The sequence below is a fragment of the Variovorax sp. Varisp46 genome, assembly GCF_059491885.1.
This window is the reverse complement of sequence record NZ_CP168515.1, coordinates 6,036,979-6,050,685: the sequence shown is the minus strand read 5'-3', so window position 1 is coordinate 6,050,685 and position 13,707 is coordinate 6,036,979. Positions and strand designations below refer to the sequence as shown.

13 protein-coding genes are annotated in these 13,707 nt (G+C 67.0%); 1 reads left to right on the top strand and 12 read right to left on the bottom strand.

Annotated features, from left to right (window positions below; all coding sequences use genetic code 11):
• Positions 1 to 6: 6 nt before the first annotated feature.
• The 10 genes from ACEN9N_RS28495 to ACEN9N_RS28450 all read right to left on the bottom strand — a co-directional run bounded on the left by ACEN9N_RS28495 (position 7) and on the right by ACEN9N_RS28450 (position 10,936).
• Complete coding sequence (locus ACEN9N_RS28495) at positions 7 to 600, bottom strand: 2-hydroxychromene-2-carboxylate isomerase (RefSeq protein ID WP_413316101.1); 594 nt, start codon at positions 598 to 600, stop codon at positions 7 to 9.
• Between the two features lie 75 nt (positions 601 to 675).
• On the bottom strand, positions 676 to 1,422 hold the full coding sequence (locus tag ACEN9N_RS28490) for an SDR family oxidoreductase (RefSeq protein ID WP_495655068.1): 747 nt from the start codon (positions 1,420 to 1,422) through the stop codon (positions 676 to 678).
• Between the two features lie 5 nt (positions 1,423 to 1,427).
• Entirely contained in the window at positions 1,428 to 2,264 is an 837-nt protein-coding gene (locus ACEN9N_RS28485) for an acyl-CoA thioesterase (protein WP_007834081.1), read from the bottom strand.
• 29 nt (positions 2,265 to 2,293) lie between these two features.
• On the bottom strand, positions 2,294 to 3,193 hold the full coding sequence (locus tag ACEN9N_RS28480) for an alpha/beta hydrolase family protein (protein ID WP_495655067.1): 900 nt from the start codon (positions 3,191 to 3,193) through the stop codon (positions 2,294 to 2,296).
• 55 nt (positions 3,194 to 3,248) lie between these two features.
• Positions 3,249 to 4,448, bottom strand: a complete 1,200-nt coding sequence (locus tag ACEN9N_RS28475; protein WP_495655066.1) for an acetyl-CoA C-acyltransferase — start codon at positions 4,446 to 4,448, stop codon at positions 3,249 to 3,251.
• A gap of 11 nt (positions 4,449 to 4,459) precedes the next feature.
• Positions 4,460 to 6,883: a 3-hydroxyacyl-CoA dehydrogenase/enoyl-CoA hydratase family protein gene (locus ACEN9N_RS28470; RefSeq protein ID WP_495655065.1), complete on the bottom strand. Its 2,424-nt coding sequence runs from the start codon at positions 6,881 to 6,883 to the stop codon at positions 4,460 to 4,462.
• Positions 6,884 to 7,004: 121 nt separating this feature from the next.
• On the bottom strand, positions 7,005 to 7,439 hold the full coding sequence (locus tag ACEN9N_RS28465; protein WP_495655064.1) for a DUF2147 domain-containing protein: 435 nt from the start codon (positions 7,437 to 7,439) through the stop codon (positions 7,005 to 7,007).
• A 43-nt stretch (positions 7,440 to 7,482) separates the two neighbouring features.
• Positions 7,483 to 9,279, bottom strand: coding sequence for an acyl-CoA dehydrogenase C-terminal domain-containing protein (locus ACEN9N_RS28460; protein WP_495655063.1), 1,797 nt, complete (start codon positions 9,277 to 9,279; stop codon positions 7,483 to 7,485).
• 74 nt (positions 9,280 to 9,353) lie between these two features.
• Positions 9,354 to 10,040, bottom strand: a complete 687-nt coding sequence (locus tag ACEN9N_RS28455; protein WP_495655062.1) for a TetR/AcrR family transcriptional regulator — start codon at positions 10,038 to 10,040, stop codon at positions 9,354 to 9,356.
• Positions 10,041 to 10,177: 137 nt separating this feature from the next.
• Complete coding sequence (locus tag ACEN9N_RS28450) at positions 10,178 to 10,936, bottom strand: SDR family oxidoreductase (RefSeq protein ID WP_495655061.1); 759 nt, start codon at positions 10,934 to 10,936, stop codon at positions 10,178 to 10,180.
• Between the two features lie 108 nt (positions 10,937 to 11,044).
• Between ACEN9N_RS28450 and ACEN9N_RS28445 the strand changes: the two genes are divergently transcribed.
• Complete coding sequence (locus ACEN9N_RS28445) at positions 11,045 to 11,932, top strand: LysR family transcriptional regulator (RefSeq protein ID WP_413316094.1); 888 nt, start codon at positions 11,045 to 11,047, stop codon at positions 11,930 to 11,932.
• A 3-nt stretch (positions 11,933 to 11,935) separates the two neighbouring features.
• Here ACEN9N_RS28445 and ACEN9N_RS28440 read toward each other — a convergent pair whose 3' ends face one another.
• Both ACEN9N_RS28440 and ACEN9N_RS28435 read right to left on the bottom strand, forming a co-directional pair.
• Entirely contained in the window at positions 11,936 to 12,772 is an 837-nt protein-coding gene (locus tag ACEN9N_RS28440) for an AraC family transcriptional regulator (protein ID WP_495655060.1), read from the bottom strand.
• A gap of 27 nt (positions 12,773 to 12,799) precedes the next feature.
• On the bottom strand, positions 12,800 to 13,648 hold the full coding sequence (locus tag ACEN9N_RS28435) for a fumarylacetoacetate hydrolase family protein (protein ID WP_007839007.1): 849 nt from the start codon (positions 13,646 to 13,648) through the stop codon (positions 12,800 to 12,802).
• Positions 13,649 to 13,707 lie beyond the last annotated feature (59 nt).

The following is a 13,707-nucleotide window of genomic DNA, read 5'->3' as shown; positions in this document are numbered from 1 at the left end:
CCGCGATCAGGCGCAAAGGGCTTCGCGGACGAAATCGAGGCGGTCTTGCCCCCAGAACATCTCGCTGCCGACGAACATGGTGGGAGCGCCGAACACGCCGCGCTCCACGGCTTCCTGGGTGACGGCCTTGAGGCGGTCCTTGGTTTCCTGCGCGCCGGCCAGCGCGAGCAGGCCCGCGGCGTCGAAGCCCGCATTCTGCAAGACGGCGCCGACGATTGCCGGGTCGTTGAGATTCTTCGGCTCGACCCACATCGCGTGGAAGACCGCGTCGACATACGCACCGAAGCGCGCCGGCTCCTTCATCTGGATGCCGGTGGCGCCGCGCATCAGCAGCAGCGTGTTGATGGGGAAATGCGGGTTGTGCACGAAGGGCACGCCGTAGCGCTTCGCGAAGCGCTGCAGGTCGACGGTCATGTACGGGCCCTTGGGCTTGATCTCGGCGGGCGAATGGTTCCCCGTGGCCTGGAACACGCCGCCCAGGAGCATGGGCTTCCACACCAGCTCGGCGCCTGCGTCAGCACATACGTGCGGCAGCTGCGTTGCGGCGAGGTAGGCGGCGGGGCTGCCGAAGTCGAAGTAGAAGTCGACGGATTTGGTCATGGGTGTCTCCTTGTCGGACGCTTGTGTTCGGGGGCGCGTGCACCGGCCACCGGGTACTCCCCTGCGCCCGTCATCTCAGAATTTCTCGGACCAGGGCCGCAGATCGAGCTCGTGCGTCCATGCATCGCGCGGTTGCGAATGCAGCATCCAGTAGCTGTCGGCGATGTGGTCCGGGTTCAGGATGCCGTCACTGTCCTTCAGTGCATAGCGCTCGGGGAAGTTGCTGCGGATGAACTCGGTGTCGATGGCGCCGTCGACCACCACATGCGCCACATGAATGCCCTGCGGCCCCAGCTCCCGCGCCATCGACTGGGCCAGCGCGCGCAATGCCATCTTGGCGCCCGAGAAGGCGCCGAAGTTCGCCGCGCCACGCAGCGAAGCCGTCGCGCCCGTGAAGATGATCGTGCCGCGATGCCCGCCTTCCGGCATGTCGCGCGCCACCATCCGCTTCGCCACCTCGCGCCCGTTGAGAAAGCCCGAGAAGCAGGCCATCTCCCACACCTTGAAGTACTTGCGCGCGGTCTCGCTCAGGATGCTCTCGGGCACGTTGGCCCCGATGTTGAACACCATCACCTCGATCGGCCCGACCGTCGACTCGATCTGCTCGACGAGTGCAACCACCTCCTCTTCCTTGCGCGCATCGCAGGCGAAGGCATGTGCGCGGCCGCCGTCGGCCTCGATCTGCGCCACCAGCGGCTGCAGCTTGTCGAGGCTGCGCCGCGTGACGCAGGTGGCGAAGCCTTCGCGCGCGAAGCGGCGGGCAATGGCGCCGCCGGTAGCGTCGCCCGCGCCCACGATGAGTGCAGCCTTGGTGAGCGCCATGACGGTCATTCCTTGTAGTAAACGATCTGGTTGGAAGTGGCGAGCAACGTGCCGCCTTCGCTCCAGAGCTGCGCAGCCTGGTCGAAGAAGCCGCTGCTGAACTGCTGCCCCGTCGCGCTGCCGAGCAGGTAACCCGTGCCGACCTCGGCCAGCTGCGCCGCATCGGCATGGAAATACGTGGTGATCGACACCGTGCCCACCGGCACCCGCGTGGCGCGGCGCAACCACACACGCGGGAAGAACAGGTCGCTCATGGCCGCGAGCGAGGCGAAGTCGAGCGCGCGTTGCTGCGCATCGCGCACCCAGAGCCGGCTCTCGCTGTGATGGCCGCTGCCGTCCCATTTCGAAGGAATGCTGCCGCTGATCGGCCGCATCTCGTACTGGCCGATCCACGCCACGCCCGACGGGCCAATGCTCATGCGCTCGACCATCTCGGGCCGCGGCACCTCGGGCATCGGCAGGTCGTTGCCGTTCCAGGTCTCGCGGCGCACGGCGGTCACCACGGTGGCGGTGGTCGTCATGTTCGGCGCTGCGCCGGGGCCGGCCTGCGTGATCTGCACCGTCCAGTGCTGCGTCGAGCGGTTGGTGCGCACGGCGGTGGCCTGGATGTCGAACGCGCCGGCTTCGAGCGCCGCCGCGTAGTTCACCGTGAGCGCGATCGGCACGCCGAGCAGGTCGGGATGCTTCAGCACCGCCTGCAGCGCCAGCGCCGCGGTGGTGCCGCCGAAAGGGCCGACCATGTTCCAGTAGTCGGGGCTGGTCATGCCCGTGAAGTGCCCCACGCGGATGTCGCTGTGGTGGATCGCCAGGGCCTTGTCGAAGGGGTGCGTGCTCGTCGTCATGATCGGCAGTGTGCCTCCGGTGGATGGCGTCACGCAGTCGTGTGCGGGACGTTGGCGTGCTGCAGCGCAGTAAGCGACGCCAGCCGATGCAGCTTGTCGAGCGTGCTCGGCCAGAGGCTCTGGCTGAACTGCTCGCGGAAGAAGCCGAAGTGGCCGATGCGCCGGGCCTGCACGTCAGCCGGCGCGATGCGCTCCACCGCGCTTGGCGCGCCGGCATAGAAGCTCACGAGGCTCTCGGTGCCGGCGAGCGTCATGAGTTCGTCGTCGGTCATCGACAGCGCGAGCACCGGGAAGCGCACGCGGCCGTAGCTGCGCAGTGCCGCCTCGCCTTCCGCGCCGACGCTGTAGCGCGGGTTCAGGCACCAGCGCCGCCATTGCAGGATCACGCCGCGCGGCAGGTCGCCGACCTTCTTCAGCCGGCGGCCCGGAAAGTAGCCGCACAGCCGCGTGACCAGCGGCACGAGCACGAACCAGAAGTAGAGGATGCTGCGCTTGAGCTTCGGCGCGTTCTCGCGCCAGTAGCCGCTGCCCGCGGCGATGCTGACGAGGCCGTCGACCTGCCCGGGACGCTGCAGGAAGCCCGGCAGCTGCGCGCCGAGGCTGTGGCCCAGCAGGTAGAGCGGCTGGCCGGGCAGCGCCGCCTTGGCTGCGTCGATCACCGATTCGTAGTCGCAAGCCCAGTCGAGCAAGTCGGCCTTGAAGCCGCGCAGCGGCGCATTGCCGCGCGAGTCGCCCGAGCCCCGGTAGTCGAAGGTCCAGACGCGCAGGCCCTGCTGCGCGAGCCATCGCGCGAAGGGCTCGTAGAAAGACTGGCGCACGCCCATCGCGCCACCGATCACGATGCTGGCGCGCGGTGCGCCGACCGGCTCGTACGTTCGCACGGCCAATTGCGTACGACCACCATCGGTTGCAAGCTGCTGCATCTGCATGAGGTTGTCTCCTTCGTTGCCTCGACGCTCGTCCCGGTGTCTTGCGCGTTGCCGATCAGACGCGCTCGAAGATTCCCGCGGCACCCTGGCCCATGCCCACGCACATCGTGACCATGCCGTACTTCAGGTTCTCGCGGCGCAGCGCATGCACCACGGTCGCCGAACGGATGGCGCCGGTGGCACCGAGCGGATGGCCCAGCGCAATCGCACCGCCCATCGGGTTGACCTTCGACGGATCGAGGCCCAGCGTGTTGATCACCGCAAGCGATTGCGCGGCGAAGGCTTCGTTGAGCTCGAACCAGTCGATGTCCTCGTGCTTCAGGCCGGCATAGCGCAGCGCGGCCGGAATCGCCTCGATCGGGCCGATGCCCATGATGTGCGGCGGCACACCTTTGCTCGCGAAGCTCACGAAGCGCGCGAGCGGCGTGAGGCCGTACTGCTTCACCGCCTTCTCGCTCGCGAGGATCAGCGCGCCGGCGCCGTCCGAGGTCTGCGAGCTGTTGCCGGCCGTGACGGTGCCGCGCGCGGCGAACACGGTGCGCAGCTTGGCCAGGCCTTCGAGGCTGGTGTCGGGGCGCGCGCCTTCGTCGAGGTTCACGGTGCGGGTCTTGGCAATCGACTCGCCTGTCTCCAGGTTCGGCGTGCGATCGGTCACTTCGATGGGCGTGATCTCGTCGGCGAACTTGCCGGCCTTCTGCGCGGCCAGCGCCTTCTGGTGCGAGGCGAGCGCGAACTCGTCCTGCGCCTCGCGGCTCACCTTCCACTGCTGCGCAACCTTCTCGGCCGTGAGGCCCATGCCGTAGGCGATGCCCACGTCGCCTTCGCGCTCGAAGATCGAGGGCGACAGCGAGGGCGAGTTGCCCATCATCGGCACCATGCTCATGCTTTCGACACCGGCTGCGATCATCACGTCGGCCTCGCCCACGCGGATGCGGTCGGCCGCCATCTGCACGGCCGACAGACCCGAGGCGCAGAAGCGGTTGACGGTGATGCCGCCCACGCTGGTCGGCAGGCCCGCCAGCACCGCGCCGATGCGCGCGACGTTCAGGCCCTGCTGCGATTCGGGAATCGCGCAGCCGCAGATGATGTCTTCGATGGCCTTGGGGTCGAGGCTGGGCACGGCGGCCAATGCGGCACGCAGCGTGGTGGCCAGCAGGTCGTCGGGGCGGTAGTTGCGGAAATAGCCGCGGTGCGACTTGCCGATGGGGGTGCGGGTGGCGGAGACGATGTAGGCGTCTTGTACTTGCTTGCTCATGAAATCTGTCCTTAGTTGCGCACTGGCTTGCCGGTGCTGAGCATCCCCATGATCCGCTCCTGCGTCTTGGGATGCACGATGAGCGAGCAGAACGCCTTGCGTTCCAGCGTCATCAGGTATTCCTCGGTCACGAGCGAGCCCGCGTCCACGTCACCGCCGGTGACCACGTTCGCGATCAGGCTGGCAATGTGGAAGTCGTGCGCGCTGATGAAGCCGCCGTCGCGCATGTTCACGAGCTGGCCCTTGATCGTCGCGGCGCCGCTGCGGCCCGCCACGCGGAAGCTGCGGCGCAGCGGTGCGCGGTAGCCGGCGTCGGCCATGGCCTTGGCCTGCTGCAGCGCCACGTACAGCAGCTCGTCCTTGTTCGGCACGATCACGTCGCTGTCGAGCAAATACCCGAGCTTCTTCGAGTCAAGCGCGCCAGTGCCCACCTTCGCCATTGCGGCAGCAGTGAAGCCTTCGGTGAGGAAGGGCAGCAGGTCGGTGCCGGTGGAGGCCGAAGCGTTCTCGGCCGCGCGGCGCGCGATGTAGGTCAGGCCGCCTGCGCCGGGGATCAGGCCCACACCGACTTCGACCAGGCCGATGTAGCTCTCCATTGCTGCGACCCGTTTGGCCGAGTGAATGGCCAGCTCGCAGCCGCCGCCCAGCGCCATGCCGCGCACCGCGGAGATCACCGGCACGCTGGCGTAGCGGATCTTGAGCATCACGTTCTGCAGTTCCTGCTCGGCGCCCTCCACTGCACCGATGCCCGCGACCACGAAGGCCGGCAGCATCGCCTGCAGGTCGGCGCCGACCGAGAACATCTCATCGGGCGACCAGATCACGAGGCCCTTGTATTCGGCTTCGGCCAGGTCGACTGCGGCGCCCAGCGCCTCGGCCACGTCAGGGCTGATGGCGTGCATCTTCGAATGGATGCTGGCGATGAGCACTTCGCCGTCCAGCGTCCACACGCGCACGTCGCCTTCGTCGCTGATGGTGGTGCCGGCGGTGTTGGCATCGGCTGCGTTCGCGCCGAGCACGCTCTCGGGGAACAGCTGGCGGTCATGCACCGGCAGCCTGCGCTGCGGCACGAACTTGTTCTGCGATGCGCTCCACGAGCCTTCGGGCGTGTGCACGCCGCCAGCCTCGGCCACCGGGCCTTCGAACACCCACTTGGGCAGCGGTGCGCCGCTCAGCGCCTTGCCGGCGTCGATGTCTTCCTGCACCCACTTGGCGACCTGCGCCCAGCCGGCTTCCTGCCACAGCTCGAACGGGCCCTGCTTCATGCCGAAGCCCCAGCGCATGGCGAAGTCGATGTCGCGCGCGCTCTCGGCGATGTCGCCCAGGTGCACTGCGGCGTAGTGGAAGCCGTCGCGCAGGATGGCCCAGAGGAACTGGCCTTGGGGCCCTTCGCTCTCGCGCAGCAGCTTCAGGCGTTCGCCCGCGGGCTTCTTCAGCATGCGGCCATACACCTCGTCGGCCTTGGCGCCGGCGGGCACGTATTCACCGCTCTTCAAGTCGAAGCGCAGGATGTCGCGGCCGGCCTTCTTGAAGAAGCCGGCCTTGGTCTTCTGGCCCAGGTTGCCCAGCTCCAGCAGCTTGGCGAGCACCGGCGGCGTCGCGAAGTTGGCGTAGAACGGATCGCTCTCGGCGTTCAGGTTGTCCTGCAGCGTCTTCACGACGTGGGCCATCGTGTCGAGGCCCACCACGTCGGCGGTGCGGAAGGTGCCCGAGCTCGCACGGCCCAGCTTCTTGCCGGTGAGGTCGTCCACCACATCGGGCGTCAAGTCGAACTTCTCGACTTCCTTCAGCGTGGCCAGCATGCCGGCGATGCCGACACGGTTGGCGATGAAGTTGGGCGTGTCGTGCGCGCGCACCACACCCTTGCCCAGCGTGCTGGTGACGAAGGCTTCGAGGTCGTCGAGCACCTGCGGCTGCGTGGTGGGCGTGTTGATCAGCTCCACCAGGAACATGTAGCGCGGCGGGTTGAAGAAGTGGATGCCGCAGAAGCGCGGCTTCAGCGCTTCGGGCAGTGCCTCGCTGAGCTTGGCGATCGAGAGGCCCGAGGTGTTCGAGGCCAGGATCGAATGCTTGGCAACGTGGGGCGCGATCTTCCTGTAGAGATCGAGCTTCCAGTCCATGCGCTCGGCAATGGCTTCGATGACGAGGTCGCACTCGCCGAGCTTGGCAAGGTCGTCTTCGTAGTTGGCCTGTTCGATCAGGCCCGCATCGGCCACGTCGCCGAGCGGCGCGGGCTTGAGCTTCTTGAGGTTGTCGATGGCACGCGTGACGATGCCGTTCTTCGCCGCACCTTGAGCGACAGCTCCGGTCGCGTCTTTTGCGGCCAGGTCGAACAGCACGACGGGCACGCGCACGTTGACGAGGTGAGCCGCAATCTGCGCGCCCATCACGCCGGCGCCGAGCACGGCGACCTTCTTCACTTGAAATCGGGACATAGCGGGGTTTCGAAGTTCTGAATCAGTTCGGGGAACACCGCGGAACCGGCTTTGCCGGGCCGCTGGTGTTGCCCCCTTGAGGGGGAGGCTGCTACACGAAGTGAGCAGCTACGGGGGTGGGTCAAGGAACGCGGTTCCAGGTTTGAGTGCGCCAGAAGGGGCCCAGGTAGCCGCGCACTTCGAGCTTCTTGCCGCCATCGACGGGCGTGTAGCTCGCGCGGTATTCCTTGCCGTTCTCGGGGTCGAGGATCTTGCCGCCTTCCCAGACTTCCTTGCCTTCGGCCTTCTTGCCGCCGCGGATGATGTCCAGGCCCACCATGGGCTTGCCCTTGCGGTCGTCGCCGCATTCGTCGCAGGTGGCGCCGGGCTTGGCGTCCTTGCCCAGTGCCTTTTCGATGCGGCCGAGCAGCGCACCGTTGGGTTCATCGATGCGGATCTCGGCCTTGACCTCACCGGTCTTGTCGTCAACGTTGCGCCACAGGCCGACCGGCGTGACCTGGGCCATGGCCGAGGCTGCCGTGACTGCGAACAGAACGGCGGCGAATGTTTTCTTCATGCGTGTCTCCCGGCGAAGTGAAGGAAAAGGCAAAGGGCTTGCTTCAGGCCAGCGCCGCGTCGGTGTCCATCAGCACCTTGCTGCCGGCGCGCGCGGTGCGCATCAGCGTCGCGGTCTCGGGGAACAGCTTGGCGAAGTAGAAGCGCGCGGTCTGCAGCTTGGCGACGTAGAACGGATCGGTGTTGCCGGCGGCGATCTCGCGCAGCGCGACCTGCGCCATGCGGGCGAACAGGTAGCCGAACACGAAGTGACCGGCCACGCGCAGGTAGTCGACGGCGGCGGCGCCCACTTCGTCGGGGTTCTGGAAGCCCTTGAAGCCGATCTCGGTGGTGAACTTGGTGAGCTGGTCGCCCAGCATCGCGATCGGGTTGATGAACTCGGCCATCTTCTCGTTCACACCCTCTTCTTCCACCAGCTTGCCCACGAGCTTGCCGAACTTCTTCAGCGACGCGCCGTTGTTGCCCAGCACCTTGCGGCCCAGCAGGTCCAGCGACTGGATGGTGTTGGTGCCTTCATAGATCATGTTGATGCGGTTGTCGCGCACGAACTGCTCCATGCCCCATTCCTTGATGAAGCCATGGCCGCCGAACACCTGCATGCAGGCGTTGGTGGAAATGTGGCCGTTGTCGGTGATGAAGGCCTTGACGATGGGGGTCAGCAGCGCGACCAGTTCGCCCGAGTCCTTGCGCACCTTCTCGTCAGGGTGGTTGTGTTCCTTGTCGAGCAGCAGCGTGCAGAAGATCTGCAGCGCGCGGCCGCCTTCGGCGTACGCCTTGGCCGTGAGCAGCATCTTGCGCACGTCGGGGTGCACGATGATGGGGTCGGCTTCCTTGTCCTTGGCCTTCACGCCGGAGAGCGAGCGCATCTGCACGCGGTCTTTCGCATAGGCCAGTGCGTTCTGGTAGGCCACTTCGGTCAGGCCGAGCGACTGGTTGCCCACGCCCAGGCGGGCGGCGTTCATCATCACGAACATCGCGGCCAGGCCCTTGTTGGGCTCGCCCACCAGCGTGCCGGTGGCGCCTTCGATCACGATCTGCGCGGTGGCGTTGCCGTGGATGCCCATCTTGTGCTCCAGGCCGGCGCAGAAGATCGGGTTGCGCTCGCCGAGCGAGCCGTCGGCCTTGACCTTGAACTTCGGCACCACGAACAGGCTGATGCCCTTGCTGCCCTTGGGCGCATCGGGCAGGCGGGCCAGCACCAGGTGAATGATGTTGCTGGTCATGTCGTGCTCGCCGGCCGAGATGAAGATCTTGCTGCCGGTGATGCGGTAGGTGCCGTCGGGCTGCGGCTCGGCCTTGGTGCGCAGCAGGCCGAGGTCGGTGCCGCAATGGGGTTCGGTGAGGCACATGGTGCCGGTCCACTCGCCGCTCGTGAGCTTGGGCAGGTAGGTTTTCTTCTGTTCGTCGGTGCCGTGCGCCACCAGCGCCTCGTACGCGCCGTGCGAGAGGCCGGGGTACATGGTCCAGGCCTGGTTGGCGCTGTTGAGCATCTCGAACAGGCACTGGTTCACCACGAAGGGCAGGCCCTGGCCGCCGAAGGCCGGGTCGCACGACAGCGCAGGCCAGCCGCCTTCGACGTACTTGGCATAGGCGTCCTTGAAGCCCTTGGGCGTCTTCACTTCGTGCGTGGTCTTGTCGAGCACACAGCCCTCTTCGTCGCCGCTGATGTTCAGCGGAAAGGTCACCTCGGCAGCGAACTTGCCGGCCTCCTCGATCACCGCGTTGATGGTGTCGGCGTCGGTTTCGGCGTGGGCCGGCAGCACCTTGAGTTCCTCGGCGACGTTGAGCACTTCATGCAGCACGAACTGCATGTCGCGCACGGGTGGGTTGTAGGTAGGCATCCGGGACTCTCCTGGTCGAAGCTAGATAGAAAAAAGAAAAAGGGGAAAACAGAAAAGAGGACAGGCCGCGAGCCTCAGCGCACGGTCTTGAGGCGGCGGCTCGCCGGCGCAGTGGCCCCGGCCTTCGGCGCGTCGGGCGTGGCGCTGCGCGCGAGGATGTTGTCGAAGCCGACGTTGGCGCGGCCGATGGAGCCGGGCACCTGAAGAAAGCGCGCCTCGTAGTGCAGCGCGAGGATCAGGCCGTGGATCTCGAACGCCACCTGGCGCTCGTCGGCGTCGGCGCGCAGGTGGCCTTCGCTCTGTGCCTGCACGATGGCGCGCAGCACGGCGGCCTGCCAGATGCTGACCGACTCGACCAACGCGTCGCGCACCGGACCCGGGCGGTCGTCGAATTCGGAGGCGCCGCTGATGTAGATACAGCCCGAGTCGATCTCGGTCGAGGTGCGCTTCATCCAGTTGGCGAACATGGCGCGCAGGCGCGGCAGGCCGCGCGGCGCCTGGAGGGCGGGAAAGAACACTTCCTGCTCGAAGCGCGCGTGGTATTCGCGCACCACCGAGATCTGCAGTTCCTCGCGCGAGCCGAAGTGGGCGAACACGCCCGACTTGCTCATCTTGGTGATTTCGGCCACGGCGCCGATCGACAGGCCCTCCAGCCCGATCTGCGCGGCCAGCGCCAGCGCGGCGTCGACGATGACGGCCTTGGTCTGCTGGCCCTTCTGGGCGGCGCGAACGGGCTTGGCGGAAACGGCTGTGGCGGACATCGTGGAATTTCCCTGCAAAAACGAACGGTCGTTCTATTTTGCAGGGCTTTGCACTTTCGGCCACAAGAGACCTTCAACGGTTGAAGGTTAATTGACGCGGAATGGGGCCGTCGCGGCCCCGTCCCGGCCACTTCCTTTCAGAATTCCTGCGACACCGGCCGCAACACGACTTCGTTGATGTCCACGTTCGCCGGCTGCTCCACCGCGTAGACGACGGCGCGCGCCACCGAATCCGCGGGGATCTGGTTGGCGTCGTAGAACGCCTTCACGCCAGCCGCGCTCTCGGCATCGCTGCTGCCGAACTTCAGCTCCGAATCGACCGCCCCGGGCGACACGATGGTCACGCGCACGCCGCTGTTGCCCACCTCCACACGCAGGCCCTCGGAGATGGCGCGCACCGCATGCTTGGTGGCGCTGTACACCGTGCCGATGGGCGTGAACACCTTCAGCCCCGCAATGGAAGCGACGTTGACGATGTGCCCGCCGCCCTGCGCCTGCATGCGCGGCAGCACGGCGGCAATGCCGTAAAGCACGCCCTTGATGTTGACGTCGATGGTGCGGTCCCACTCGTCGACCTTGAGTTTCTCGAGCGGCGACAGCGGCATCACGCCCGCGTTGTTGACCAGCACGTCGATGCGGCCGAAGGCTTCGATGGTGGCTGTAGCGAGCTTGTCGAGTTCGGCGCGCTTCGACACGTCGGTCGCCACGGCGATGGCCTCGCCGCCGGCTTCGCGGATCTCGGCGACGAGCTTGTCGAGCCGGTCGGTGCGGCGCGCCGCGAGCACCACCTTCGCGCCGCGCGCGGCAAGGTGGCGCGCCGTCGATTCGCCGAGCCCGCTGCTCGCGCCGGTGACGATGGCGACTTTGCCCTTGATGTTGTCTTGAACGGAGGTCATGGAAATTCCTTTCGGGTGTTTTGAAGAAGTGCATGCAGTGTGGAAAATCCTCTCGTTCCCGTATATGAAATTCTTCCGACTTCAGAATTCCTCAATAAGGAACAGTCCATGTCCAACCGCCTCGAAGCCTTGCGCGTGTTCTGCACCGCCGCCGATGCCGCCAACTTCCGAGACGCCGCGGTGCGGCTGTCGGTGTCGCCGCAGGTGGTGACACGCGCGGTGCGCGAGCTCGAAGACGAACTGGGCGAACCGCTGTTCCACCGCAGCACGCGCGGCGTACAGCTCACCGACTTCGGCCGGCAGCTCGCAGAGCGGGCGCGCGTGGCAGTGGGCGGCGTGGACGACCTCTTTCACCGCGCCGACAGGCGCGCGCTGTCGCAACATGCGGGCACGGTGCGTGTCACTGCGCCGGGCATCTTCGGACGCCGGCTCATTCCGCAGGCGCTGGCGCCGATGCTCGCGGCACACCCCGGGCTGGTGCTGGACCTGCGCGTGTCGGAGGAGCATGCCGACGTGGTCGACCAGCAGATCGACATCGGCGTGCGCGTGGGCCCGCTGCGCGACGCACGCTTCGTTGCGAGGCCGGTGGGAAGGATGGCGCTGCACGTGGTGGCCGCGCCCGCACTCGTCGCGCGCACCGGCGTGCCGAAGAAGCTGGACGCGCTCGCGGCGCTGCCGCTCACCGCACTGATCGACCGCAAGTCGGGCCGCCCCTGGCCGCTGGTCTTCAGCAAGGGCCGGCAACTGACGGTGACGTCGCCGGCCTTCGTTACCGACGACTTCGACACCGAGTGCGCCGCGGTGCTCGCGGGATTGGGCTTCGCCCAGCTGATCGGGGCACTGGCCGAGCCCTGGCTCGAATCGGGCGCGCTGGTGCCGGTGCTCGAAGCCGACGCGCCGCAGCCGTGGCCGATCTATGTGTACCGCTCGCAGCGCGCGCCGGTGCCGGCGCGCGTGCGACTGGTGTACGACGAACTGATCCGCGTGCTGCGCTGAACGCTACGGCAGGCCGCACGTCCTCTGCCACGCACCGGGCGTGAAGCCGAACTGGCGCGCGAAGATGCGCGTCATGTGGCTCTGGTCCGCGAAGCCGCTTGCAGCAGCGGCGTCCGCGAGGCCCGTGCCGCGGCGGATCAGGCCGCGTGCGCGTTCGGCGCGCTGCAGCAGCAGCCACGCGTGGGGCGGCACGCCATAGGCCTTCTCGAAGCGCCGCAGCACCTGGTACTTGCCGAGGCCGGTCATCGCGGCGAGTTCGTCGAGCGTGGGCGCGGCGAGCAAGTCGTCGGCGAGGCGCTCGCGCACCAGCCGCACATCACCACCGATCTCGGGCAGCGCAACGGCGGTGGAATGGGCGTCGAGCAACACGCCGCAGACTTCGGCCAGCGATTCTTCGCAGGCCAGCGCCTCGGCGCCTGCGGCGTTGGCCGTGGCACAGCGCCACTCATCGAGGCGGGCGAACAGGCGGCGCAGCGTGTGGAGCAGCCGCACGTCCTGGAGCACGGGCCGCGTGAATTCGATGCCGGCGTCCACAACGCCTTCGCGCATGCCAGCCATCACGGCCGCATCGAAATACACCATGCGCCAACGGCGCGACGGGCCGCCGAGCGGCCGGCCGTCGTGCACTTCGCCGGGGTTGGTGGTGATCAGGTCGCCCGCATAGGCATCGACCTTGCCGCGGCCGCTGGCCGAGCTTTGCGCGCCATGGTCGAGCAGGCCGACGCCGTAGGTCGAATGCCAGTGCCGGCCGTAGTGGCGGGCACTGTCCATCGCGGTGGCATGGACGCCCTGCCAGGGCGTTCCAAAGACCTGCGAGCGATGGTCCGGCGGCGTCTTCATCCGCCGGATGATCTCAGAGAACGGTGCTCAGAGCTTGAAGGGAATCACTTCCTGGCGTTGTTCGCCCAGGCCTTCGATGCCGAGCGTCATCACGTCGCCCTTCTTCAGGAACAACGGCGGCTTCATGCCCATGCCCACGCCGGGCGGCGTGCCGGTGGTGATGACGTCGCCGGGCATCAGGGTCATGAACTGGCTTACGTAGCTCACGATCTTGGCGACGCTGAAGATCATGGTCCTGGTGCTGCCCGTCTGCACGCGCTGGCCGTTCAGGTCGAGCCACATCGAGAGCTTCTGCGGGTTCTCGATTTCGTCGCGCGTGACGAGCCAGGGGCCGAGCGGGCCGAAGGTGTCGCAACCCTTGCCCTTGTCCCAGGTGCCGCCGCGCTCGATCTGGTATTCGCGCTCGCTGACGTCGTTGATGGTGCAGTAGCCGGCCACATAGTCGAGCGCGCTCTTCTGCGACACATAGCGGGCGCGCGTGCCGATGACCACGCCGAGCTCGACTTCCCAGTCGGTCTTGACAGAGCCCTTGGGCAGCATCACGGGGTCGTTCGGCCCCTGGATGCAGCTGTTGGCCTTCATGAACACCACGGGCTCCTTGGGCACCGGCAGGCCGGACTCGGCCGCGTGGTCCGCGTAGTTGAGGCCGATGGCGATGAACTTGCCGACGTTGGCCACGGGGCTGCCGAAACGAGGCTTGCCCTTGACCAGCGGCAGCTTGTCGAGCTTCTGCTTGCGCAGCTTGGCAATGGCGGCATCGCCGAGCTGGTCGGGACCGATGTCCTTGACGACCGCGCTCAGGTCGCGCAGCTGGCCCTTGTCGTCGATGAGGCCGGGCTTTTCCTTGCCGGGGTTGCCATAGCGGACGAGTTTCATGCTTTCCTTTCAGTGCATTGAATCAATACGTGGAGCGGCCACTGGAGAGGTCGAAGACC

Bases quoted from the DNA above. Each gene is read 5' to 3' on its own strand.
- ACEN9N_RS28495 (WP_413316101.1), bottom strand. From the start codon at position 600: ATGACCAAATCCGTCGACTTCTACTTCGACTTCGGCAGCCCCGCCGCC.
- ACEN9N_RS28490 (WP_495655068.1), bottom strand. From the start codon at position 1,422: ATGGCGCTCACCAAGGCTGCACTCATCGTGGGCGCGGGCGACGCTACC.
- ACEN9N_RS28485 (WP_007834081.1), bottom strand. From the start codon at position 2,264: ATGACGACGAGCACGCACCCCTTCGACAAGGCCCTGGCGATCCACCAC.
- ACEN9N_RS28480 (WP_495655067.1), bottom strand. From the start codon at position 3,193: ATGCAGATGCAGCAGCTTGCAACCGATGGTGGTCGTACGCAATTGGCC.
- ACEN9N_RS28475 (WP_495655066.1), bottom strand. From the start codon at position 4,448: ATGAGCAAGCAAGTACAAGACGCCTACATCGTCTCCGCCACCCGCACC.
- ACEN9N_RS28470 (WP_495655065.1), bottom strand. From the start codon at position 6,883: ATGTCCCGATTTCAAGTGAAGAAGGTCGCCGTGCTCGGCGCCGGCGTG.
- ACEN9N_RS28465 (WP_495655064.1), bottom strand. From the start codon at position 7,439: ATGAAGAAAACATTCGCCGCCGTTCTGTTCGCAGTCACGGCAGCCTCG.
- ACEN9N_RS28460 (WP_495655063.1), bottom strand. From the start codon at position 9,279: ATGCCTACCTACAACCCACCCGTGCGCGACATGCAGTTCGTGCTGCAT.
- ACEN9N_RS28455 (WP_495655062.1), bottom strand. From the start codon at position 10,040: ATGTCCGCCACAGCCGTTTCCGCCAAGCCCGTTCGCGCCGCCCAGAAG.
- ACEN9N_RS28450 (WP_495655061.1), bottom strand. From the start codon at position 10,936: ATGACCTCCGTTCAAGACAACATCAAGGGCAAAGTCGCCATCGTCACC.
- ACEN9N_RS28445 (WP_413316094.1), top strand. From the start codon at position 11,045: ATGTCCAACCGCCTCGAAGCCTTGCGCGTGTTCTGCACCGCCGCCGAT.
- ACEN9N_RS28440 (WP_495655060.1), bottom strand. From the start codon at position 12,772: ATGAAGACGCCGCCGGACCATCGCTCGCAGGTCTTTGGAACGCCCTGG.
- ACEN9N_RS28435 (WP_007839007.1), bottom strand. From the start codon at position 13,648: ATGAAACTCGTCCGCTATGGCAACCCCGGCAAGGAAAAGCCCGGCCTC.